Source organism: Streptomyces sp. NPDC058619 (genome assembly GCF_042717785.1).
GTDB lineage: Bacteria > Actinomycetota > Actinomycetes > Streptomycetales > Streptomycetaceae > Streptomyces.
On record NZ_JBHXQN010000027.1, the window covers coordinates 55,642 to 78,939 of the forward strand.

The following is a 23,298-nucleotide window of genomic DNA, read 5'->3' on the forward strand; positions in this document are numbered from 1 at the left end:
TCCCCGGAGCGGGCCGTCCGGTCAGTCGGCGGCGGAGGCGGGCACGGGGACCGGAGCGGTCCCACCGGGCTCGCACTCTTGGGGGTGAGGCCGGTGCACGCGGAGTTCCGCGATGGCGGTCTCGAAGTCTTCGAGTGTGTCGAACGCCTTGTAAACGGACGCGAACCGGAGGTAGGCGACCAGGTCGAGCTCCTGCAACGGGCCGAGTATGGCCAGACCCACGTCGTGGGTGGTCAGCTCGGCGCTTCCGGTGGCGCGCAACGCCTCTTCGACCCGCTGGCCGAGCTTGGCGAGGGCGTCCTCGGTGACCGGTCGCCCCTGGCACGCCTTGCGCACGCCGGAGATGACCTTGGTACGACTGAAGGGTTCGGTCACCCCGCTGCGCTTGATCACCATCAGCGAGGCCGTCTCCACCGTCGTGAAACGACGGGAGCAGTCGGGGCACTGACGGCGTCGACGGATCGACGTGCCGTCGTCCGTGGTGCGGCTGTCGACGACGCGGCTGTCGGGGTGCCTGCAGAAGGGGCAGTGCATGGTTCCCTCACCCTCCTTCTCGGCACGGCAGAATTCACTTCACGGCGCCCCTCAACGGCAGAGACGGGGCTCTTCCGGGGGCTCGTGAAGTAGCCACCAGCATATGCGATGTCGGGACCCGCGGCGGACCGGGGACCACAACCTCTGGGTGGCAGCGCTCATCCAACCACTAGATCTTGGGTTGTGGGGGATTTTCACGGCTCCGCGTGTCGCGACGCCCGAAGCGCGGACACGGGGCTTCCCGGTGCCACACTGACCCCGGCCCGGACGGTGGCGACCCGACGCGGGAGGGTACCGTAAGCACCGCACGTCGAGCCGAACCTTCGTTCGGCAAACCGATCGCCTATACACCTCTGCATATAGCCACGCCGGACGATCTGCGTTTTTTCACTCGAACGTGTGTTTGGCGCAACCTTTCGAAAGCAACTACCGTTGTCCAGCTAGGGAGAACATTTCGAGAGGGGCCGACGTGACCACCACCGCAGACAGTGCCACCATCACTGCCCAGAACCGCTCCCAGAGCCGACTTGAGCCGGTGCATGCCATGAATGAAGCAAACCTGAACCCGGAGGCGGAGCCCGTACGCCCCGCACGCTCGCTGCCAGGTCGACCTCCAGGCATCCGCGCCGACAGCTCCGGGCTCACGGACCGGCAGCGGAGGGTCATCGAAGTCATCCGCGACTCGGTGCAGCGGCGCGGCTACCCGCCGTCGATGCGCGAGATCGGCCAGGCGGTCGGCCTCTCCAGCACCTCGTCGGTCGCCCACCAGCTGATGGCCCTGGAGCGCAAGGGCTTCCTGCGCCGCGACCCGCACCGCCCGCGGGCCTACGAGGTGCGCGGCTCCGACCAGCCGAGCTCGCAGCCCACCGACACCACCGGCAAGCCCGCCGCGTCCTACGTGCCCCTGGTCGGCCGGATCGCGGCCGGCGGCCCGATCCTCGCCGAGGAGTCGGTCGAGGACGTCTTCCCGCTGCCCCGCCAGCTGGTCGGCGACGGCGAGCTCTTCGTCCTCAAGGTCGTGGGCGACTCCATGATCGAGGCCGCCATCTGTGACGGCGACTGGGTCACGGTCCGCCGCCAGCCCGTCGCGGAGAACGGCGACATCGTCGCGGCCATGCTCGACGGCGAGGCCACGGTCAAGCGCTTCAAGCGCGAGGACGGCCACGTGTGGCTCCTGCCGCACAACGCCGCGTACCAGCCCATTCCGGGTGACGAAGCGACCATTCTCGGCAAGGTGGTCGCCGTACTGCGTCGGATCTGACTCCGCCGCCTCCATCCAGCCCTGGGACTCACTGCGCCGGTCCCAGGGCTGCTTTGTGCCGTGATCGCCTCCTGGTGGGGGCTACTTCCCGTCCGCTTGGGCGGACGCGTCGATGGCGGCGAGGGAGCGGCGGACCTGGTTGCGGTCCGTGGTGTACCAGAAGTCCGGGAGCGTCGCCCGGAGGAAGCTTCCGTACCGGGCCGTGGCCAGCCGGGGGTCCAGCACCGCGACGACGCCCCGGTCGCCCGTGGCCCGTACGAGCCGGCCCGCGCCCTGGGCCATCAGCAGGGCGGCGTGCGTGGCGGCCACGGCCATGAACCCGTTCCCGCCGCGTTCCTCCACCGACTTCTGCCGGGCGCTCATCAGCGGGTCGTCGGGGCGCGGGAACGGGATCCGGTCCATGATCACGAGTTGGCAGCTGGGACCGGGCACGTCTACCCCCTGCCAGAGGGACAGCGTCCCGAACAGACAGGTCTTCGGGTCGGCCGCGAACGCCTTGATCAACTCGCCCAGGGTCTCCTCGCCCTGGAGCAGGATCGGGTTGCCGATCCGTCCGCGCAGCTCCTCGGCCGCCGCCTTGGCTCCGCGCATGGAGGAGAAGAGCCCGAGGGTCCGGCCGCCGGCGGCTTCGATCAGTTCCGCCAGCTCGTCGATCATGTCGCCCCGGGTCCCCTCGCGGCCCGGTGTGGCCAGGTGCTTGGCGACGTAGAGGATGCCCTGCTTCGGGTAGTCGAAGGGCGAGCCGACGTCCAGGCCCTTCCACTGCGGCACGTCGTCGCCCTCGACCCCCTCGGGGGACAGCCCCATCGAGGCCGCGACCCCGTTGAAGTCGCCGCCGAGCTTGAGGGTCGCCGAGGTCAGGACCACCGAGCGGTCCTCGAACAGCTTCTCCCGCAGCAGGCCCGACACCGAGAGCGGTGCGACGCGGAGGGTGGCGCCGAAGCGGTCGTGGCGCTCGTACCAGACGACGTCGTACTCGGAACCGTTGCTGATGCGCTCCGCCACGCTGTGGACGCTCTCGACCGCGGCCAGGGCCTGCTTGCGCACCGCGTCCTCGTCCTGGACGGACTTGTCCCGGGTGGATCCGATCGCGGAGATCACATTGCGGGCGGCGTCGCGCAGCGCCATCAGCGCGTAGCCGAGGTCCTCGGGGACCTCCTCCAGGCGGCCCGGGAGCGCCAGCTCCATGACCCGCTCGAAGGACTCGGAGGCGGTCTGCAGGGAGTCGGCGGTCTTCTCGTCGACCAGCTTGGCCGCGCGCTTCACGGCCCGGTTGACCTGCCCCGGGGTCAGCTCGCCGGTGGCGACGCCGGTGACCCGGGAGACCAGCTCGTGGGCCTCGTCCACGATCAGCACCTCGTGCTGCGGCAGCACGGGGGCGCCCTCGATGGCGTCGATGGCGAGCAGGGCGTGGTTGGTGACGACCACGTCCGCCAGCTTGGCGCGCTCGCGGGCCGCCTCGGCGAAGCACTCCGCGCCGTACGCGCACTTCGTCGCGCCCAGGCACTCGCGGGAGGACACGGAGATCTGCGACCAGGCCTTGTCCGAGACGCCCGGTGTCAGGTCGTCGCGGTCACCGGTCTCCGTCTCGTCCGCCCAGTCGCGCAGGCGCAGCAGGTCCTTGCCGAGCTTGCTGGTGGGGGTGGCCGCCTCGAACTGGTCGAAGAGGCCCTCCTCCTCGTCCTGCGGCGCGCCCTCGTGCAGGCGGTGGAGGCACAGGTAGTTGGAGCGGCCCTTGAGCATGGCGAACTGCGGGCGGCGGCGCAGCTGCGGATGCAGCGCCTCCACCGTCCGGGGCAGGTCGCGCTCGACGAGCTGGCGCTGGAGGGCGAGGGTGGCGGTGGCCACGACCACGCGCTCGCCGTGGGCCAACGCCGGCACCAGGTAGCCGAGGGACTTTCCGGTGCCGGTGCCGGCCTGGATGAGCCGGTGCGAGCTGTCGTCGATCGCCGCGGCGACGGCTTCGGCCATGGTCACCTGGCCGGGGCGCTCCGTGCCGCCGACGGCGGAGACGGCAGCGTGCAGCAGGTCGGGGAGGGAGGGCTTCGTCATAGCACTGCCAACCCTAAGGGGCGATACCGACAGTGGCGGTACCGACGAGGATTCAGGGGTGGTGGAGGGGATTGGGCACGGTGCCGTGCAGCACGGCGTGCGGACGGTCGGAGCGGTCCCGGTAGCCGTCCTCGTAGAGGCGGTTCCGGTTGAGGCAGAGGCGGCCGATGCGCTCGCCGAGCAGGTCGAAGAGCTCGTAGCGGTCCTTGAGGTCGGGGAACCGGGACTGGTAGCGCAGGATCTCCGCCCGTACGAGGGACCAGAACTCGTTCTCCGGGACGTCGAGCTGATCGTCGCACAGCGCCGCGAGGTAGCGGAAGACGCCGACGAAGAGCCCGGAGTGGATGAACTGGGGCAGGAAGTCGGCGGGCTCGGTGAGCAGGACCGTCCGGACCTCGTCGGGCAGCGTGTCCAGCTCGGGAAGCGGTTCGGCGGTGATGTTGACGTCGTCCACGAAGTCCTTGACCGCGAGGCGGACGGGGACGTCGTGCTCGTCGAAGACGACGATGGCGTTCTCGCCGTGCGGGGAGAAGACGGTGCCGTAGCGGTAGAGGAAATGGAGCAGCGGGGGCAGCAGCGCGTCGAAGAGCCGCTGCAGCCAGACGGCGGGGGTCAGGCCGGACCGGGCGACGAGCTCGGCCGTGAAGGACCGGCCGCCTGGGTCTGTGTGCAGGAGCGAGGCGAGCGTGCGGGCGCGCTCGCCCGGCGCGAGGAGGCCGGTCAGGGGCTGGCGCCAGATCGCTCCGAGGAGCTCCTTGTACTGGTAGGGCACCTCGGGGAGCTGTTCGTACACGGGGTGGCGGACGGTGACGGAGGCGACCTCGCCGAGCAGGATGACCCGGCACTCGTCGCGGAGGAAGGGGTCGGCGTCGCGCAGGGAGTGAATCCAGGCGGTGACGGCGGGGGCGGCGAGGGCGAGCTCGGTGGGCAGGCCCCGCCAGACCATGGTGTTGAAGACGGACAGCGGGAGCTTGACGCTGTGGCGGTCGGGGCGGCTGAGGTTGAGGAAGGTGCGGATCGACTGCTGGGGCAGGCGGACGTCGGGGTCGGCGGGGAGCGGGACGAGGGACCCGGACGCGAGGGCGGGGGCGAAGAGGGGGAGGACGACCTCGTCCCACTGCCAGGGGTGGACGGGGAGGTAGAGGTAGCGGAGCGGGTCCAGGCCCCGGTCGCGCAGGGTCCGGTCGAAGGCGGCCCGGGTGGCCGGGTCCAGTTCGGCCGCGTAGAGGCGGTCGGGGTCTTCGACCCCGGCGGTGCCCCGGTAGGCGGCGAGGGAGGTGTGGGCGGCGAGCCAGGGCAGGCGCTGCCGGGTGCGTGCCTCGGGGGCCCAGGCGGCGGTGTCGGAGGCGGAGAGTCCGATCCGGCCCTTGTTGAGGACGAGCCAGGGGTGGCCGGTCTGGTGGCCTTCGAGGGCGGCGTAGTCGAGGTCGGCGAGGGCGTCGGCGGTGAGCGCGGTGTGCGCGATCCGCGCGTCGGCGGAGAGGGTGGCGCTGAGCTCGCGGACGAGGTGGCCGAGGGTGGGCCCGTCGAGGCGGAGGAGGGCTCGGGCGCGGATCAGGAAGGCGTACGGGTCCCCGAAGGGGGTCGGGGGCTGCTCGGACGGCGGGGCCGGGGTGAGGGTGACGGAGTCCGGGTCGACCTGCCAGCTGCCGTACGCGCGGCGGCGGGCCCGGAAGGCGAGGGTGCCGCCGTCGTCGAGGGGCAGGGACCAGGCGTCGCCGGCGGTGGCGGTGGCGGGGTTGGCGGCCGGGGCGCGGGCTGGGGTGGGGGCCGGGGAGGGCAACGGGGCGGGGGCCGGGCCGAGGGCGGGGACCGGGGTGACGACTTCCTCGTAGGCGAACTCGGCGAGCATCTTGGCGAGCAGTCGGCGGGCGGCAGAGGCCCAGGTGGCGCGGGTGAGCTCGGGAGGTGTGCGGGGGTCCTGGGGAGACGGCGGCACGGAGGGTTCCGCGGAGTCGGGGGCGACGGGGCGATTCGGCACGGGGCTCCTCGAAGATCGGGAACTTTGCTGCGTCGCGCAGAGTTTTCGAAGGGAGAGGTGTGAGCGAGCGGTGAGGGTCACCGGGAGACGCGGGGCGGCATTCAGAGGAGATTGCGCAGCGCCCGCTCCCTGATCATCAGGGCCGCCCGCTTTTCGGGAAGGTCGATTTCGGCGGAGCAGCGGAAGCCGGAGTTCAGGAAGGCTGTGACGGAGGGGGTGTTGCGGATGTCCGGTTCGGCGATGACACGCGTGCAGCGGGGGCGGTTGTCCAGGACCAGGTCGGCGACGGCGCGCAGCAGGGTGGTGCCGAGACCGCGGCCGCGGTTCGTGCCGTCTCCGATGAGCAGGTGGATACCCGTGTCGTGGGGGCGCGCCGGGTAGTGCCGGGCGAGCGCGTCGAGGTCGGCCCGGTAGATCTCCCAGTAGCTCATCGGCGTGCCGTCGAGGAGGCCCAGGCAGGGGATGCTGCTGCTGTCCCCGTCGAGCTGGGGGCTCAGGTGGGCGGCGGTGACGGCGGCGGGGCCGGCGAGCTCCCAGTAGGTGTTGACCTCGGGGTCGTTCATCCAGCGCGTGAGGAGTTCCAGGTCCCGGGCCGGGCGTACGGGTTCGAGATGGAAGGCTCCGGCCGAGGAGGTGGTGCTGCCCCAGGCCGCCGGGGAGTCGAGGAGGTCCGCCTCGGCGAGCAGGGGCAGCAGCTGGGCGGTGAGGCGGGGTGCGCCGATGCGGCCGATCCCGTGGGTGGTTGCCGTGTCCGCGGGGTGCGTGGGGGTGTCGGTGGAGGGCATCGGGGGTTCTTCTCCGCGTCGGTGGTGGCGTGTCAGCCGTGAAGGGGGTTGGCGATGGTGACGTAGACGGACTGGGTGTCGACGGGGCCGACGAGTTCGTCGAGGCCGCCCAGGCGGGTGAGCAGGTTCGCCTTGCACCGCAGGGTGGGTGAGTCGAGGAGTCGTGCGGGGAGCGGGCCGAGGCCCGCGGCCTTGCCGAGGAAGCGGCGGAAGGCGGCGAGGAGTACGCGTTCGTCAGCGAGTTGCTGGGATCCGAAGGCTCCGATGAGCCCGAGCACGTTGTTGATGCCGAGGTAGTAGGAGAAGCGTTCGTCGGTGACGGCGTCGGAGACGAAGGTGTCGCTGGCGCCGCCGATGCCGGGGAGCCGGTGCTCCAGTTCCGCGCGGTGGGACTCGCGGAAGTAGTAGCCCTGGTTGTCTCGGTAGCGGCCGCCGACCGGCCAGCCGGCCGGGTCGAGGAGGACCAGGGTGTTCTGCTGGTGCGCTTCGAGGGCGATTCCGGCGAGGGCATCGAAGGCGAGGACCGGCAGGACCACGTGGTCGAGGTAGCGCAGGAACCACTCGGCGGCGACGGCGGACGTGGTGTGCCCAGTGCTGACGGCGAGGCCGCGGACGATGTCGGCGAGCCGGGAGCGCATGCCGGTCCGGCCCGGCCACGGGCGGGGGGAGGTCAGTGCGGCAACGCAGACGGCGTCGTCGCCGGAGCGGAAGGGGTTGTGGCGCAGCAGGGCGTCGAGTCCGGGCACGGGCGTGCCGTCGGGGGCGTCGACGGCGACCCAGGCGGGGTCGCGCACGATGTCGAAACCGGGGTGGGCCGCCTGCCACTGCTCGGCTAGGCCGGTACGGAGCAGCCGGTGCACCTCGACGCCGCGGTGGAGTTCCTTGCGGAGGTTTTCGCGGCGGGAGTTGGTGATGCGCAGGCCCAGGGAGAGCTTGAGCATCGCCGGGGACCCGGGGCGATGGACGGTGCGGATGGAGGAGGTGGGGTACCAGGGAGCGCCGTAGGGGCCTAGGTCGTGCAGGAGTCCCGCGTCGCGGAGTGCGGCGACGGCGGGGCGCTGGAGCAGGTCGCGGGCCTGCCAGGGGTGCAGGGGAAGGGGGGTGGCTCTGTCGGGGAGCGGGATTCCGGGGGCGAGGCGGCCGAGGAGGCGGGCGGCTGGGACCGGGCGGCCGCCCTCGGTCCAGGCGGAGTCGGTGACCAGGGCGGACGGGGCCACCGCGAACCAGTGGAGGGGGAAGGAGCCGTGGAGTTCGGGTGAGTAGCGGCGCACTTCGGCCTCGGAAAGTCCTTCGCGGCTCTTCGGGTCCGGTTGGAGGGGGTGGCCGAGGAGGAGGGACTGTTCGGCGGTGAGGAAACGGTCCTCTCCGACGGGGGCGGGGGCGGCGGGGCGTTCCCGCCGGTCGGCGATGAACTCGGCGGTGCGGCGCACCGAGTCGGCGACCCGGCCGACGAGGTCGGCGCTGCCGGTACGCGCGCCGGCGGAGGTACCGCTGCCGGCGGCCGCGGCGGTCCCGGTTGCGTCGGCGGGGGCGCTGGCGCCGGCGGCGCCCTCGCGGGCGAGGAGCGCGGCAAGGGTGACGGCGTCCACGGCGGGGGCGTCGGCGGGCGCCCCTTCGAGCCGGGCTGCTGCGAAGCGGTGCCAGCCGGACGCCGACCAGTGCCGGACGGCGACGAGCAGAGCCGTGCCGGAGGCGGGGAGGGGCACGCGCAGGGGGGTGCCGGCAGGGCCGTCGGGCCGGGCGATTCCCGCTTCGCGGACCCAGCACCTGAGGAGGTTCTCCACGGCCGCCGTGTCGGCGGCGGTGGTCGGATCGGCGTGGTCCAACGGGTCTGCCCACATGGCCCGTTCCCCTCCGGTGAGCTTCTTCCACGAGGCCCGCTGTCCGGGCGTGCCGTCCTTCTGGCGCGGCACGGTGGTCTGGCCGTCGGCGGCCGGATCGACGGATTCGTGCACCCGCTGGGCGCTCGTGTCTCCCGTACCGGCCGCCGGCCGAGCCGCTGGCTCGGACGCGCTCGGGGTCGTCCGGGCCGCCGGCTCCTCCGCGCTGGAGAGCTGCCCTTCCTGCTCGGGGCGCCGGGGCTCGGCCGTCGCATCGGCGCGGTCCGGGGCCGGGTCCGGGTCCGGGTCCGGGTCCACAGGACCGTTCAGCTGCTGCGAGGAGGAGGCGGATGATTCCGCTGCCTGCACCGCGGGTTCGGGTTTGGCCTCGGCGTCGTCCGCCACCGCACCGGGTGCCTGCCGGGCCGCTGGATCCGTCGTACGGGGCGGGTGCGAACCCTGCGCTGCGGGACCGGAGCGCATGAGGACGGAAGGCTGCCACGTGGAGAGGGCGGGGGTTCCCTTCGAAACCTCCGAGCCGGGCCAGGCGGGGAGGGCCGGGAAGGGCGGGTACTCGGAGGCGACCCAGGAGAGTCCCGGGCCGGGGGCGGTCGGCGGTAGCTGCGGAGTGTTCACGACCTGGCCGGGCTCGCCAGGCTCGCCGGTCGCTGCGGCACGGGGCCTGTCCGGGTACGGGACGAGCAGGTCGGCTGCCGCATCCGGACTCGGGGTCGCGGCCGCGGTCCGGCTCGGGGCCGACCCCTCTGCCGACGCCGGCGGACCAGGCGGGACCGGGTGCCGTACCGGGGCCGACGGGGTCCACCAGGCCGACTGCGGTACAGCCGGCGCCGCCGCTGAGGGCACCGTGGTGAACGAGGGCTGCCGCCCCACCGCAGTCGCCTCCCCGGCGGGGGTGGGCGGGGTCGGCTTCCCCGCCGAGACCGCCGGCATGTGCACGTTGGGCGGCTCCGCCGCCGTCGAAGCCGCCGGGACCACAGGCGTTGACGGCATCGCCGCCGGGGTCGCCGGCACCGCCCGAACAACCGGTTCTGCTGACGCCTCCGAGGCAGCCGGTACCGCCACGTCCCCGGGGGTCGCCGGGGCCAGCCATGCCCTCCCGGGCGGTGAAGTCGGCGCGTCGGGTGTCAGCCTGGCGCCCTCGGCCATGCCGGCGGGCTGGGCGTTCCCGGCGGTGGCCGCGAGCGGGGCCAAGAGGGCGTCCATGGCCGACGGCACGGACGGGGCCGTGCCGGGTTCCGTGGCCGTGCCATGTGCCGTGGCCAAGTACGAGGCCGAAGTCGATGTCGGGGCCGAGGATGTTGCTGCGGTCGTGACTTCGGCCGGGCAGCGCATCGAAGCCGGGGCCGGCAGCTCGGCCGGGGCAGGAGGCACGGCCATGGCCGCAGCCCGGGGCAGGAGCTCGGGCGCCGCCGCGGCCTGGGCTGTGGCCGGAGATGCGGCCGCAGCCGGGGCGTGAAGTGCCGTCGACAGCCCGGCCCTGGTCGGGAGCGCCGCCGATGCCGCGGCCGTGGTCGACGCCGCAGCCGTGGTCGACGCCGCAGCCGAGGCCGAGGCCGGGGGCACGGCCGCAGCTGTAGCCCGAGGCGGGAGCTGGGGGGCCGTCGGAGCCTGGGCTGTGGTCGGGAGCGCCGCTGCGCCCGTACTCGGCGTCCGGGCCGGGGCCGGGGTTGCGAGCGTGGACGGCAGTGCGGCTGGGGTCGCCGCTTTGGTCAGGGCCGCGGTTGCGTCAGCGGCCGGAGTCGGCAGCGGGGCCGGGGTTGCGTCAGCGGCCGGGGGCGGGAACTGAGCCGCGGTCGGGACCCGGGGGGCGGTCGGGTGCCCCGCCGGGGCCTGGAGAGTGGCCGACGCTGACGCCGGAGCTTTCGGTGCGGCCGGGTCCGCGGCTGGAGTTGCGTCCGCGGCCGGGAACGCGCTCGCGGCCGAGGCTGCGGCCGGAGTTGCGTCCGCAGCCGGGGTTGCGGCCTGTGGGGTGGCCGACGCTGACGCCGGAGCTTGCGGTGCGGCCGGGAACGCGGCTGCGGCCGGAGTTGCGTCCGCAGCCGCGTACACGTTCGCGGTCGGGGTCGGGGCCGAGTGCGCGGCCGGGGCCGGGTACACGTTCGGGGCCGAGTGCGCGGCCGGGGCCGGGGGCCGGGTCGGGGGGTGGAGGTCCGTGGGGGGTGTAGTCGTACTCGGCGGGGCGGTCGGGGGCGGGAACGTGGGGGTGGCCGGGAACGCCGCCGGAGGCGGAGTCGGCTGGTGGGGGTCGGGCATCGCGGGTCCTCCGGGTGCGGTCAGCGGGGCCGGCGGGCGGCAGCCGGGATGGCGTCGGCCAGGCGGTCGAGGACCGCCGAGGCCTGCTCGTCGGTCAGGGTCAGCGGCGGCAGCAGCCGGACGACGGCGGAGTGGCGGCCGCCGAGTTCGACGATCAGCCCCCGGTCCAGGCACTCCTGGCGGACGGCCGCGGCCAGCACGGGCGCGGCGGCCCCCGTGTCGGGGTCGACGAGTTCGACGCCGATCATCAGGCCGCGGCCCCGGACCTCCCCGACGCAGGGGTGGGCCGGCGCCATCCCGCGCAGGGCCGACGTCATCCGCTCCCCGAGGGCCGCCGCGCGCTCGGCCAGGCGGTTCTCGCGTACGTAGGCCAGCGTGGCCGTACCGGCGGCCATGGCCAGCTGGTTGCCGCGGAAGGTTCCGGCGTGGGCGCCGGGCGGCCACACGTCCAGGTCGCCCCGGTAGACCACCACGGCCAGCGGGAGGCTCCCGCCGATGGCCTTGGACAGGACCATGACGTCGGGCACCACCCCGGCGTGGTCGACGCCCCAGAAGGCGCCGGTACGGCCGACCCCGGTCTGCACCTCGTCGGCGATCAGCGGGATCCCCCGGGCCGCGGTGATCTCCCGCATCCGGCGCAGCCACGCGTCGGGCGCCGGGAGGACCCCGCCCTCGCCCTGTACGGGTTCCACGATCATCCCGGCGGGGGCGGGCACCCCGCCCTTGGGGTCGTCCAGCAGGTTCTCCGTCCAGCGGGCGCCGAGTTCGGCCCCCTCGGGGCCGCCGACGCCGAAAGGGCAGCGGAGGTCCTGCGGGTAGGGCAGTCGCGTCACCCGTACGTCCGGTGCGCCGCCCGAGGCGCCCAGGGCTCCGGCGGTCATGCCGTGGTAGGCCCCGGTGAAGGCGAGCAGCCCGTGGCGCCCGGTCGCGGCGCGGACCAGCTTGAGGGCGGCTTCGACGGCGTCCGTCCCGGCGGGCCCGCAGAACTGGATGCGGGCGTCGGCGGCCAGCGCGGGCGGGAGGTTGGCGAACAGCTCGGTGGTGAAGGCGTCCTTGACCGGGGTCGCGAGGTCGAGCACGTGCAGCGGGGCGCCCGAGTCCAGCACGCCCCGGATGGCTTCGAGCACCACCGGGTGGTTGTGCCCGAGGGCCAGCGTGCCCGCCCCGGAGAGGCAGTCGAGGTAACGCCGCCCGTCGGCGCCCTCGATGGTCAGCCCGCGGGCGCGCACCGGGACGATGGGCAGGGAGCGCGCGTACGTCCGGGCCGCGGACTCCCGCTGCGCCTGCCGGCGCAGGATGCCCTCGCCGGCGATGGTCACACCGGGCCCGCAGGAGCCGACCGGACCGGCCGGGACCCCGGCCGCGGACCCCGAAAAGGGCCCGGCCGCGGACCCCGTAGAGTGCCCGGCCGCGGGCCCCGTCACGGCACCCGCCTTGGACCCCGTAATGGGCCCGGCCGCGGACCCCGTAACGGCCCCGGCCCCGGGCGCCCGTACGCCCTGTGCGGGCACCTGCGGGGGAAGTTGTGCCGCGGCCGCAGCCGCCGCAGGCTCGGTCAAAGCCACGAGTGTCGGTCCTCCCGCACGGATTGCTCTTCCGGATTGCGCCTCGAACATGAACGCTGCTCCCCCATCCCCCGTACGTACCAACGACGATGACGGCGGCGGATCACGGGTGGGGCCAAGATCCTTGCCCCGCGCGGTCCGAGCACGGGGAACCGCGGCCCCGGGCTGTGTCGTCATGGGCGGCAGCGGCATAGTGGGGTGCGGTACTCCACGCCTCGAAAAAACTTCAGGGGGACGAAAAGACATGCGACCGAACCGACCGGTCACCGCGATCCTGTGCGCGGCCGCCCTCGCGCTGACCGCCTCGGCCTGCGGCCCCGGCGACGCGGAGGCCGGCGGCGACGCCAAGCCGACCGTGGCGGCGACCCTGCCGGGCACGGACGGGATCCAGATCCCGGACCAGCTCAAGGAAAAGCTCAAGGAGCACGGCTTCGACCTGGAGAAGTGGAAGGGGGGCGAGTGGAAGAACTGGAAGAAGGAGGACTGGCTCCGCGAGGCGGGCGACTACGTCAACCCGATCATCGAGGGTCTGTGGGACTCCGACCGGATGCGTGACGCCGAACAGCCGCAGCGCCCGTCCGTCGATCCGGACGCGGGCAGGGACCAGGGCGTCACCGACCCGGCCCCGGCCGCGGTGGCAGCCAAGCCGGCGGTCGCGCCGTACCACAAGAGCGTTCCGGAGGCCGGCAAGGTCTTCTTCGACGGGCCCGAGGGTTCGATGGTCTGCTCCGCGACCGTGGTCAAGGACCCGGCGCGTCCCGGCAAGTCCAACATGGTCTGGACGGCGGGCCACTGCGTGCACGCGGGCAAGGCCGGCGGCTGGTACCGCAACATCGCCTTCGTCCCCTCCTACAACAACGCCGGCAAGTCGGCCGCGCAGCTCAAGGGCGCGCCCCGCGAGCAGGTGGCCCCGTTCGGCGTCTGGTGGAGCGACTGGGCGCAGACCTCCGACCAGTGGATCGCGAACGGCGGCCCGACCGGCGGCGCGGGTGCCCCGTACGACTTCGCGGTGCTCCACGTGACCCCGGAGGCCGGCAGCGGCAAGTCCCTGGAGGAGACCGTCGGTTCGGCGCTCCCGGTGGAGTTCAACGCCCCGGCCGTGCCGAAGGTCGCGGGCATCACCGCCACGGGCTACCCGGCGGCGGCTCCGTTCGACGGCCAGAGGGCCTACCAGTGCGCGGACAAGCCGGGCCGGCTGACCCTGAACGCGGCCGACCCCGTGATGTACCGCATCGGCTGCACCATGACCGGCGGTTCCTCGGGCGGCGGCTGGATCGCGTCCGGCGCGGACGGCAAGCCGGCGCTGGTGTCGAACACCTCGATCGGCCCGGTCAAGGCGGGCTGGCTGGCCGGGCCCCGGCTGGGTCCGGAGGCGAAGGGCATCTTCAACGCGGTGAGCGGCAAGTTCAAGTAGCCGACGAGCGGGTTCGCGCGGCCGACCGGCGGGTTCACACGGCCGACCCGCCACGCAACGCGCTGAACGGCGGAGAGAACGGCTGAGGGCCCCCTGCGGTGCAGGGGGCCCTCAGCCGTTCTCGCGTCAGGTTCGCCGACGCGTCACTGCTTGGCGAGCGCGTACGGCGCCAGGTCGGAGGCGAGCTCCGGGTGGACCCGCGCCTTCAGCAGGGTGCCCTCCGCGGTGTGCTCCTCGGAGATCACATCGCCCTCGGCGTGCGCCTTGGCCACCAGCGAGCCGAGGGTGTACGGCACCAGAGCCTCCACCTCGACCTCGGGCCGCGGCAGCTCGGAGTCGATGAGCGCGAGGAGCTCCTCGATGCCCATGCCCGTACGGGCCGACACCGCGAGGGAGTGGCGCTCGATCCGCAGCAGCCGCTGCAGGACGAGCGGGTCCGCCGCGTCCGCCTTGTTGATCACGACGATCTCGGGCACGTTCACCGCGCCGACCTCGCGGATCACCTCGCGCACCGCCGCCAGCTGCTCCTCCGGCGCCGGGTGCGAGCCGTCCACGATGTGCAGGATGAGGTCGGCGTCGCCGACCTCCTCCATCGTGGAGCGGAACGCCTCGACGAGGTGGTGGGGCAGGTGCCGGACGAAGCCGACCGTGTCGGCCAGGGTGTAGATCCGGCCGCTGGGCGTCTCGGCCCGGCGCACGGTCGGGTCGAGGGTGGCGAACAGCGCGTTCTCCACCAGCACGCCCGCGCCCGTGAGGCGGTTGAGCAGCGAGGACTTTCCGGCGTTGGTGTAACCGGCGATGGCGACCGAGGGCACCTTGTTGCGGCGCCGTTCCTGCCGCTTGATGTCGCGGCCGGTCTTCATCTCCGCGATCTCCCGGCGCATCTTCGCCATCTTCTCGCGGATCCGTCGCCGGTCGGTCTCGATCTTGGTCTCACCGGGGCCGCGGGTGGCCATGCCGCCACCGCCGCCGCCGCCCATCTGCCGGGACAGCGAGGCGCCCCAGCCGCGCAGGCGCGGAAGCATGTACTGCATCTGCGCGAGTGCGACCTGCGCCTTGCCCTCACGGGACTTGGCGTGCTGGGCGAAGATGTCCAGGATGAGGGCGGTCCGGTCGACCACCTTGACCTTGACGACGTCTTCGAGGGCGATGAGCTGGCCGGGGCTGAGCTCGCCGTCGCAGACGACGGTGTCGGCCCCGCTCTCCATCACGATGTCGCGCAGCTCCCGCGCCTTGCCGGAGCCGATGAAGGTGGCCGGGTCGGGCTTGTCGCGGCGCTGGATCACACCGTCGAGTACGAGGGCGCCCGCCGTCTCGGCGAGGGCCGCGAGCTCCGCGAGGGAGTTGTCCGCGTCCGTCGCCGTTCCCGAGGTCCAGACACCGACGAGCACGACGCGCTCCAGGCGCAGCTGCCGGTACTCGACCTCGGTGACGTCTTCGAGCTCGGTCGAGAGGCCGGCCACGCGGCGCAGTGCCGCGCGCTCGGAGCGCTCGAACTGCTCGCCGTCCCGGTCTCCGTCGATTTCGTGGCTCCAGGCGACGTCCTCTTCCATCAGGGCGTCGGCCCGGAGGCTCTCGGTGAAGCTCGGCGAGTCCGGCACGTCCTGTGCGTCCCGCGCGTCCTGGGAAGGGGAAGAAGAGGAGGTCATTGGATCCTTACGTCGATTTCGTATGCGTCGGCCGCGGCCCGTGGAACGCGCGCCGTGCGTGCCGTCACGTTGTCACGGCACGCTGTCACGTTCAACGTGTCACATCGTCGGGTGATTCCCCGAACGGCCCCGTCGATGGTGACATGCCCGCTCCGCCCCGGTCACACGCTTTTCGGGGTGCCCCACTCGGGGTGCCCGGGCATCGCCGGGGTCGTCGTCCCATACAGCCACGGCTCCAGGAAGGGCCCGAGGTCCCGGCCCGCCTCCTGGGAGGCCAGGCGTACGAAGTCCGCCGTGCCCGCGACGCCGTCCCGGTGCTCCGCCACCCAGCGGCGCTGGATCCGGTCGAAGGCCCCGGTGCCGATCTCCTGGCGCAGTGCGTAGAGGATCAGCGCGGCGCCGTCGTAGACCACCGGCCGGAACAGCCCGATCTTCTCACCGGGGGCGGCGGCCTTCGGGGCGGCCGGGGGGCCGCCCGCCGCCCGCCACTGGTCGGAGCGCTGGTACGCCTCGCGCATGCGCCGCTCCAGGGAGTACTTCCCGAGGCCGTCGGCGTACAGCGCTTCGTACCAGGTGGCGTGTCCCTCGTTGAGCCACAGGTCGGACCAGGTGCGCGGGCTCACGCTGTCGCCGAACCACTGGTGGGCCAGCTCGTGGACCATCACGGACTCGACGTACCAGTCGGGGTAGCCCTCCCCGGAGAACAGGCTGTGCTCGAAGAGGGAGAGGGTCTGCGTCTCCAGCTCAAACCCGGTGGTGGCCCGGGCGATCAGCACCCCGTAGTTCTCGAAGGGGTAGCGGCCGACCCGCTCCTCCATCCACGCGACGTGGCCCGCGGTCTTCTTCAGCCAGGGGTCCAGCCGCTCCCGGTCGGCGGCGGGCACCACGTCGCGCAGCGGCAGCCCGTGCGGTCCGGTGCCGTGGACGACGGCGGAGCGGCCGACCGACACCTGGGCCAGCTCGGTGGCCATCGGGTGCAGGGTCCGGTACGTCCAGGTCGTGGCGGAGCCGGCCCGGCGGGCCGGCAGCGCCCCGGGGATCCCGTTGGCCACGGCGGTGAGCCCGTCAGGGGCGGTGATCCGGAAGGTGAAGAACGCCTTGTCGGCGGGGTGGTCGTTGCAGGGGAAGACCCGGTGGGCGGCGTCGGCCTGGTTGGCCATGGCCAGGCCGTCCTCGGTGGGCACCCAGCCGCCGTCGCCCCGTCCGCGCGGGTCGCTGGTGTGCCGGACGGTGATGTGCAGCGGCCCGCTGCCCGCCACCGGCCGCGCGGGGGTCAGTACGAGGTCCTCCCCCGCGCTCTCGAACCGGGCCGGCTCCCCGTTGACCTCGACGGAGGCCACCTTCCCGTGGGTGAAGTCCAGGTTGATCCGCTCCATCGGCCGCAGGGCCCGGGCATTGATCACGGTGACGGCGTCGAGCGGGGTGCGGTTGTCCTTGTACGTGAAGGACAGGTCGTACGAGAGCACGTCGTACCCGGGGTTCCCGAGCTCCGGGAAAAGCCGGTCGCCGATGCCCAGCGGCGCCGGCGGGGGGAGCACGGCGGCGACGAGGGTCAGGGAGGCCGCGGCGAGCAGGGCGGCGCGCAGGCGCGGGGAGGTGAGCTGCATCCACCACCGCTTACCAGCGCCCGCCGCACGGCCGCGAACGGCGCGCGGCGGGGCCACCCGAACGGGTCGGCCCGGCGGAGGAAGCCGCTACGCCCGGCTGACGTCGTAGACCCCCGGGACGTCCCGCATCGCCCGCATCAGCGCGGTCAGCCCCGTCGCGTCGGGCAGTTGCAGGGTGTACGTGTGGCGGACGCGCTGTTCGACCGGGGGTTCGACGGTGGCGGAGACGACCTCGACCCCCTCACGGGCGATGGCTTCGGTCAGGTCGGCCAGCAGGTGCGGGCGGCCGAACGATTCGGCGAGGAGGGTGACCCGGCAGTCGGCGGTGGCCCGCCAGTGCACGGTGACGGAGGTGCGGCCCACCGCGCGCATCTGGGCGACGGCGGCGCACTGCACGCGGTGCACGGTGACGGCGCCGCCCCGGACCACGAACCCGGCGACCGCGTCGGGCGGCACCGGGGTGCAGCAGCCAGCGAGGCGCACGGTGGCGTCGGGCAGGTCGGCGACGGCGTTGCCCCCGCCGCCCCGGGCGCCGACGACGGACAGCGGCGCGCGGGCGGCCGAGGTGGTGGCCATGGCCAGGTCGGGGTGGGTCTGGAGCCAGCTGCTGATGGCGATCCGGGCGGCCGGGGTCCGCGCGTGGTCGAGCCACTCGGCGGAGGGCCCCGAGGAGGCGTCGTGCGCGAGCAGCAGCTGCACGGTGTCCCCGTCGGAGAGGGAGGAGGAGAGCGAGGTGAGGCGCCCGTTGACCCGGGCGCCGATACAGCCGTGCGCCGCCTCGCCGTGCTGGGCGTAGGCGGCGTCGATGCAGCTGGCCCCGGCGGGCAGGCCCAGAGTGCCGCCGTCGGCCCGGAACACGGTGATCTCCCGGTCCTGGGCGAGCTCGGCGCGCAGGACGCTCCAGAAGGTGTCGGGGTCGGGCGCGGACTGCTGCCAGTCGAGGAGGCGCGAGAGCCATCCGGGTCGCGTCGGGTCGACCCGCTCCTCGTCGCAGTCGGCGCCCTCCGGCGGGGTGCCGGTGGTGTACGGATTGCCGAGCGCGACCACGCCGGCCTCCGCGACGCGGTGCATCTGCCGGGTCCGGACGATGACCTCGGCGACGTACCCCGCGGACGTGGCGACGGCGGTGTGCAAGGACTGGTAGAGGTTGAACTTCGGGGTGGCGATGAAGTCCTTGAACTCGGAGACGACCGGCGTGAAGCAGGTGTGCATCTCGCCCAGCACCGCGTAGCAGTCGGCGTTCTCGCCGACCAGGACGAGGATGCGGCCGAAGTCCGAGCCGCGCAGCTCGCCGCGCTTGAGGGCGATCCGGTGCACGGACACGAAGTGCCGGGGGCGGACCTGTACCTCGGCGGCGATGCCGGCGTCGCGCAGTACGGCCCGTACGGAGTCGGCGATGGCGGGCAGCGGGTCGCGCTCCCCGGCGTGGTCGGCGATGAGGGCGCGGGTGCGCTCGTACTCCTCAGGGTGCAGGATCGCGAAGACGAGGTCTTCCAGCTCGGTCTTCAGGGCCTGGACGCCGAGCCGTTCGGCGAGGGGGATGAGCACGTCGCGGGTGACCTTGGCGATGCGGGCCTGTTTTTCGGGGCGCATCACGCCGAGGGTCCGCATGTTGTGCAGGCGGTCGGCGAGTTTGATGGACATGACGCGGACGTCGTTGCCGGTGGCGACGAGCATCTTGCGGAAGGTCTCGGGTTCGGCGGCGGCGCCGTAGTCGATCTTCTCGACCTTGGTGACGCCGTCGACGATGAAGCGGACCTCGTCGCCGAACTCCTCGCCGACCTGATCGAGGGTCACGTCGGTGTCCTCGACGGTGTCGTGGAGGAGCGAAGCGGTCAACGTCGTGGTCTCGGCGCCGAGTTCGGCCAGGATCAGGGTGACGGCGAGCGGATGTGTGATGTACGGCTCACCGCTCTTGCGCATCTGACCGCGGTGCGAGGTCTCCGCGAGCAGGTAGGCACGTCGCAATACGGACAGATCGGCGTCCGGATGGTGGGCGCGGTGCGCCTCGGCGACGTGCCCGATGGCGTCCGGAAGGCGGTCCCGGGACGTGGGCCCGAGCAGGGCCGCGCGCCCGAGCCGGCGCAGATCGAGCCTGGTCCGGCCGCGTCTGCGGAGCTCAGGGCGCGCTTCGGGGTGTGCTTCGGGGTTCGTGGCCTCTGCACTCATGGGCACCTCCGGCGGCTTCGACCGGCGGTGGCGGGCATGGGGTGAACCCTCAGGGCCGGTGCCTGATGTTACCGACCCCACCACGTGGCGCAGTCCACCTCTCGCTCAGCGTGAAACGGATCACCCATGAGAGGGAATCTTCAGCCGAAAGCCGTTTCGGGTGAGCCAGGCCGGGTCGAACTCGCCCGCGGCCACGATGACGGCGGGTCCGGTCATGTCGATCTGCCCATCGGGGTGCTCGGTGATGACCAGCGTGCCGCCGGGGAGGTCGACGGTGTACGTGACGGGCGCGCCGGTGGCCGCCGGGTCCGCGCCGTCGCGGCGGATGGCGGCCACGGCGACGGCGCAGGCGCCGGTGCCGCAGGAGCGGGTCTCGCCGGAGCCGCGCTCGTGGACGCGCATGGCGACGTGCCGGGGGCCGCGGTCGACGACGAACTCGACGTTGACGCCCGTCGGGTAGGCGGACACCGGGGCGAAGGAGGGGGCGGTGAGGAGGTTCCCGGCGTCGTCGAGGCTGTCGACGAAGGCGACGGCGTGCGGGTTGCCCATGTTCACGTTGCGCGCGGGCCAGCTCGTGGCGCCGACCGTGACGGTGACGTCGCCCGCGGGGAGCTCGGCGCGGCCCATGGAGACGGTGACGTCGCCGGTCTTGTCGAGGTGGACGTGCTTGACCCCGCCCCGGGTGGCGATGGCGAGGTCGCCGGGTTCGGCGTGGCCCGCGTGCTGGAGGTAGCGGGCGAAGACGCGGACGCCGTTGCCGCACATCTCGGCGACGGAGCCGTCGCTGTTGCGGTAGTCCATGAACCACTCGGCCTCGCCGGCCAGGTGCGCCGCCTCGGGGTGGGCGGCGGACCGCACGACGTGGAGCACGCCGTCGGCGCCGATCCCGGCGCGCCGGTCGCAGAGCCGGGCGACAGCGGACGCGGGCAGCTCGACGGCGTTGTCCGGGTCCGGGACGATCACGAAGTCGTTCTCGGTGCCGTGGCCCTTGAGGAAGGAGAGGGTGGTGTGCGTCACCAGCCCATGGTACCGAGGGCCTGGTGGAGGCCGCGGAGGCCCTCCAGGGCGGCGCGGGCCGCGTTTCCCGGCCCGGATGGCCCGGATGGCCCGGAGGCGCGGACAGGGCCCTCGGGGGCCCGGCGGGGCCGAGCGGAGCCTGGCGACCCGGTAGCGGGGCCTAGCGGAGCCTGGCGACCCGGTAGACGGCCAGGGCCACGACGCCCAGCGCGACCACGGCGTACAGCGCGGCCATGCGCCAGTCGGGCCGGCGGCCGCTCCCCCGGGCGGGGAGCCCGGGCCAGGTGTACCCGACACGGCGGGCGGCCATCATCCCCCAGCCGCCGGCGCAGCAGCTGATGAGGAAGCCGAGCATGGCGACGACCGCTCCGCCGTCGCCGAACTCGAAGGCGAGCGGGAAGGCGAACATCAGCGAGCCGGCGGCGGCCAGCAGCACGATCGGGGCGATCTGCCACAGGCGCAGGCGGCGCTGCGGACGCAGTTCGACCTCGAACTCGGGGCCCGCGGCCGCGACGGCCTCGGCGGGGTCCGGGGCGTCCGGCCCGTCCGGGGTCAGGCGCACGGGATCGGCGGGAAGCCCGAGCCCTCCGGGACCGTCAGGTCCGTCCGGCTGGTGCAGGAGCATCGGGTCCGCTTCCCGCAGGGCGTCGTCCCGCCCGGTGTCACGAGGGCCGGCCTCCATCGCCACGCGCCCTCCCCACTCGGACTCAGTACGCCGCAGTTCAGCACCGATGACCACACCGGCACGAGTTTGATGATGGCACGCCCCCGGCCCCTTGACAGGCGCCCGGGGCGTCCCGATGCCATCACGTGATCAGGCTGTGACCGCTCGTTCGACCAACGACTGCGCGAGTCCGGGGAGTTCCCCGCGGTCGGCCACGCCCCCGCTGAGCCAGTTGACCCGCGGGTCCCTGCGGAACCAGGAGTCCTGGCGGCGAGCGAAGCGCTTGGTGGCCCGGACGGTCTCGTTCCGAGCCTCTTCCTCGGTGCACTCCCCGGCGAGCGCGGACAGCACCTGCTGGTAGCCGAGCGCCCTGGAGGCGGTGATTCCGTCGCGCAGGCCGCTGGCCTCCAGCGCGCGGACCTCGTCGACCAGGCCGTCCTCCCACATGCGGTCCACGCGCAGCGCGATCCGCTCGTCGAGCTCGGGCCGGGCCACGTCGACGCCGATCTGGACGGTGTCGTAGACGGACTCGTGGCCCGGGAGGTTCGCGGTGAAGGGGCGGCCGGTGATCTCGATGACCTCCAGCGCGCGGACGATCCGGCGGGCGTTGCTCGGCAGGATGGCCTGCGCGGCGGCGGGGTCGGCGGCGGCGAGCCGCGCGTGCAGGGCGCCGGGGCCGCGGAGCGTCGCCTCCTCCTCCAGCCGGGCGCGGACCTCGGGATCGGTGCCGGGGAACTCCATGGCGTCGAGGGCGCCCCGGACGTACAGGCCGGAGCCGCCGACGAGGACCGGCGTACGGCCCTCGGCGAGGAGGGCGTCGATCTCGGCGCGGGCGAGGCGCTGGTACTCGGCGACGCTGGCCGTCTCGGTGACGTCCCAGACGTCGAGGAGGCGGTGCGGGACGCCGCCGCGCTCCCCAGGCGTCAGCTTGGCGGTGCCGATGTCCATCCCCCGGTACAACTGCATGGAGTCCGCGTTGACGACTTCACCGCCGAAATGACGGGCCAGGGCTACGCCCAGATCGGACTTCCCGGCCGCGGTGGGACCTACGACGGCGATGACCCGCGGGGCGGGGGCTGCTTTCCTCACCGCCCCAGTCTCGCAAACCCGGCGGCATGTACCCGATCGGGCTACGTGACGGGGCCGGGTAGGAGTCGTTGCCCTGGCGTGGTTCCGGCCTGGCGCGCCAGCGTGTGAGGCCGGTCCGGTCACCGCGGAACTTCAGTCACACGAGTAGCGTTATGGGAGTAGACATGGGCATTTTTCGTCGGCTTTTCGGCAGCAAGGACGAGGACGCGACCGACCAGGCCGCGGCCGAGGCCCTGACTCCGGAGTCCGGTTCGGCCGACGGGGCCGAGGCCGCGCCGGCTGTTGCGGAAGCGGAAGCCCCGGCGGAGGCCGTGGAGATTCCGAAGCAGCAGTCGGCCGAGGTCGCAGCGGACAGCGAGGCCGGCGAGGGCGCCCGTACGTAGCCACGCCAACGGAAGGTGCCCCATGGGTCTGCTGGACAATCTGAAGGCCAAGCTCGCTCCGGCGAAGGACAAGGTCGGCACCCTCGCGCAGCAGCACGAGGGCAAGATCGGCGAGGGTCTGGACAAGGTGGCCAAGGCCGTGGACTCCAAGACCAAGGGCAAGTACAGCGGCCAGATCACGAACGGCACGGGCAAGGCGAAGGACGCCCTGGGCAAGGTCGCGCACAAGGACTCTCCCGGCGGGCCGACGCCGCCGGTCACTCCCTGACGCGGTCCCGGAGGGGGCGGCCCGGTCCCCCGCTAGGACCAGGTGGCGACGAAGTACCCGACCCCGTACGGCGCGTCCTCGTACAGCAGGCGCCCGTCGAGGCCCGCGCCCTCGGCGGCGCCCGCCAGGACCTGCCACGGGGCCCGGCCGGCGGCCTGGAGCTCGGCCGCGAGCCCGGCGTCGAGGGCGGCGAGCGCGGCGGTGTCGGCGGCGCCGAGCGCGCGGGCCGCGGCGGCGTCGAAGGCGGCGGCCCGTTCGTCGAGGTAGCCGGGGGCCTTGAGGGTCCGGCAGGCGCTGCCGTCGCCCATCACGAGCAACGCGACGCGGGCGTCCCGGGCGGCGAGTTCCCGGCCGGCCTCCAGGCAGTCGGCGGTGTCCAGCGCCTCCGCGACGCCGAGCCCCTCCACCGGGGCGGCGCCCCAGCGCGCGTGCGCCAGCAGCCAGGCGCCCACGGCGAGGGACGGGGGCAGCAGCCGCGGCCCCTCGTCGCCGGCCCCGAGCTGTACGCCGGCCTCGGCGCCGAAGCCCCGGAAGGTGCCGCGGGCCCCCTGCGGGTAGGGCCCGCGGTGGTCCCGGTCGGCGGCCCCGACGACGACCAGGAGGTCGGGGCGCGAGGCGGCGAGCACGGCGAGCGCGTCGGAGCAGGCGGTGCGCGCGTCGCCGAGTTCGGCGGCGGCGCCCGCCGCCACCTCGGGCACGAGCAGCGGCGGGGCGGGGCAGACAGCGGCGGCAACAAGCATGATCGGCAGCCTAACGCGGGTCCGCC

18 protein-coding genes are annotated in these 23,298 nt (G+C 73.5%); 5 read left to right on the forward strand and 13 right to left on the reverse strand.

All coding sequences use genetic code 11. The features are described 5' to 3' along the window. Window positions 1-21: 21 nt before the first annotated feature. Window positions 22-534 carry a transcriptional regulator NrdR gene (nrdR, locus tag ACFWTC_RS24565; RefSeq protein ID WP_383922295.1) on the reverse strand — a complete coding sequence of 171 codons (513 nt, stop codon included), beginning with the start codon at window positions 532-534 and terminating at the stop codon, window positions 22-24. A gap of 469 nt (window positions 535-1,003) precedes the next feature. On the opposite strand from nrdR, the gene lexA reads away from it, so the two are divergent. Beyond that, window positions 1,004-1,795, forward strand: coding sequence for a transcriptional repressor LexA (gene lexA / locus ACFWTC_RS24570; protein WP_383922297.1), 792 nt, complete (start codon window positions 1,004-1,006; stop codon window positions 1,793-1,795). Window positions 1,796-1,876: 81 nt separating this feature from the next. Here the strand turns inward: lexA and ACFWTC_RS24575 are convergent, their stop codons facing one another. From ACFWTC_RS24575 to ACFWTC_RS24590, 4 genes are all read right to left on the reverse strand, one after another. Beyond that, window positions 1,877-3,847, reverse strand: a complete 1,971-nt coding sequence (locus tag ACFWTC_RS24575) for an ATP-dependent DNA helicase (protein ID WP_384028168.1) — start codon at window positions 3,845-3,847, stop codon at window positions 1,877-1,879. A 52-nt stretch (window positions 3,848-3,899) separates the two neighbouring features. Beyond that, window positions 3,900-5,828: an IucA/IucC family protein gene (locus ACFWTC_RS24580; RefSeq protein WP_384028167.1), complete on the reverse strand. Its 1,929-nt coding sequence runs from the start codon at window positions 5,826-5,828 to the stop codon at window positions 3,900-3,902. Window positions 5,829-5,929: 101 nt separating this feature from the next. After that, window positions 5,930-6,613, reverse strand: coding sequence for a GNAT family N-acetyltransferase (locus ACFWTC_RS24585; protein ID WP_383922306.1), 684 nt, complete (start codon window positions 6,611-6,613; stop codon window positions 5,930-5,932). A 32-nt stretch (window positions 6,614-6,645) separates the two neighbouring features. Continuing rightward, window positions 6,646-8,763, reverse strand: coding sequence for an IucA/IucC family protein (locus ACFWTC_RS24590; RefSeq protein WP_383922365.1), 2,118 nt, complete (start codon window positions 8,761-8,763; stop codon window positions 6,646-6,648). Between the two features lie 535 nt (window positions 8,764-9,298). On the opposite strand from ACFWTC_RS24590, the gene ACFWTC_RS24595 reads away from it, so the two are divergent. Beyond that, on the forward strand, window positions 9,299-9,910 hold the full coding sequence (locus ACFWTC_RS24595) for a hypothetical protein (RefSeq protein WP_383922308.1): 612 nt from the start codon (window positions 9,299-9,301) through the stop codon (window positions 9,908-9,910). Between the two features lie 817 nt (window positions 9,911-10,727). Here the strand turns inward: ACFWTC_RS24595 and ACFWTC_RS24600 are convergent. Next, a complete protein-coding gene (locus ACFWTC_RS24600) occupies window positions 10,728-12,026 on the reverse strand; it encodes a diaminobutyrate--2-oxoglutarate transaminase family protein (RefSeq protein ID WP_384028166.1) in 1,299 nt (432 codons plus the stop codon). A 490-nt stretch (window positions 12,027-12,516) separates the two neighbouring features. On the opposite strand from ACFWTC_RS24600, the gene ACFWTC_RS24605 reads away from it, so the two are divergent. Next, on the forward strand, window positions 12,517-13,686 hold the full coding sequence (locus tag ACFWTC_RS24605; RefSeq protein WP_383922314.1) for a trypsin-like serine peptidase: 1,170 nt from the start codon (window positions 12,517-12,519) through the stop codon (window positions 13,684-13,686). A gap of 143 nt (window positions 13,687-13,829) precedes the next feature. Here the strand turns inward: ACFWTC_RS24605 and hflX are convergent, their stop codons facing one another. The 6 genes from hflX to miaA all read right to left on the reverse strand — a co-directional run bounded on the left by hflX (window position 13,830) and on the right by miaA (window position 21,881). Continuing rightward, window positions 13,830-15,335, reverse strand: coding sequence for a GTPase HflX (hflX, locus tag ACFWTC_RS24610; RefSeq protein ID WP_383922317.1), 1,506 nt, complete (start codon window positions 15,333-15,335; stop codon window positions 13,830-13,832). 161 nt (window positions 15,336-15,496) lie between these two features. Further along, window positions 15,497-16,942 (reverse strand): M1 family metallopeptidase, encoded by a 1,446-nt coding sequence (locus ACFWTC_RS24615; protein ID WP_383922320.1) that lies wholly within the window; start codon window positions 16,940-16,942, stop codon window positions 15,497-15,499. 87 nt (window positions 16,943-17,029) lie between these two features. Continuing rightward, entirely contained in the window at window positions 17,030-19,111 is a 2,082-nt protein-coding gene (locus ACFWTC_RS24620) for a RelA/SpoT family protein (protein WP_383922323.1), read from the reverse strand. A gap of 120 nt (window positions 19,112-19,231) precedes the next feature. Then, on the reverse strand, window positions 19,232-20,128 hold the full coding sequence (gene dapF / locus ACFWTC_RS24625) for a diaminopimelate epimerase (protein WP_383922326.1): 897 nt from the start codon (window positions 20,126-20,128) through the stop codon (window positions 19,232-19,234). A gap of 160 nt (window positions 20,129-20,288) precedes the next feature. Beyond that, window positions 20,289-20,816: a hypothetical protein gene (locus ACFWTC_RS24630; protein WP_383922329.1), complete on the reverse strand. Its 528-nt coding sequence runs from the start codon at window positions 20,814-20,816 to the stop codon at window positions 20,289-20,291. Between the two features lie 126 nt (window positions 20,817-20,942). After that, the gene (gene miaA, locus ACFWTC_RS24635; protein ID WP_383922332.1) at window positions 20,943-21,881 is read right to left on the reverse strand and encodes a tRNA (adenosine(37)-N6)-dimethylallyltransferase MiaA; all 939 of its coding nucleotides are present in this window, start codon (window positions 21,879-21,881) and stop codon (window positions 20,943-20,945) included. Window positions 21,882-22,045: 164 nt separating this feature from the next. Here miaA and ACFWTC_RS24640 point away from each other — a divergent pair, with 164 nt between their 5' ends. Then, a complete protein-coding gene (locus tag ACFWTC_RS24640) occupies window positions 22,046-22,264 on the forward strand; it encodes a gliding motility protein (protein ID WP_383922334.1) in 219 nt (72 codons plus the stop codon). Window positions 22,265-22,286: 22 nt separating this feature from the next. Further along, entirely contained in the window at window positions 22,287-22,532 is a 246-nt protein-coding gene (locus tag ACFWTC_RS24645; RefSeq protein ID WP_383922337.1) for an antitoxin, read from the forward strand. Between the two features lie 32 nt (window positions 22,533-22,564). On the opposite strand, the gene ACFWTC_RS24650 is transcribed toward ACFWTC_RS24645, so the two are convergent. After that, complete coding sequence (locus ACFWTC_RS24650; RefSeq protein ID WP_383922340.1) at window positions 22,565-23,272, reverse strand: hypothetical protein; 708 nt, start codon at window positions 23,270-23,272, stop codon at window positions 22,565-22,567. Window positions 23,273-23,298 lie beyond the last annotated feature (26 nt).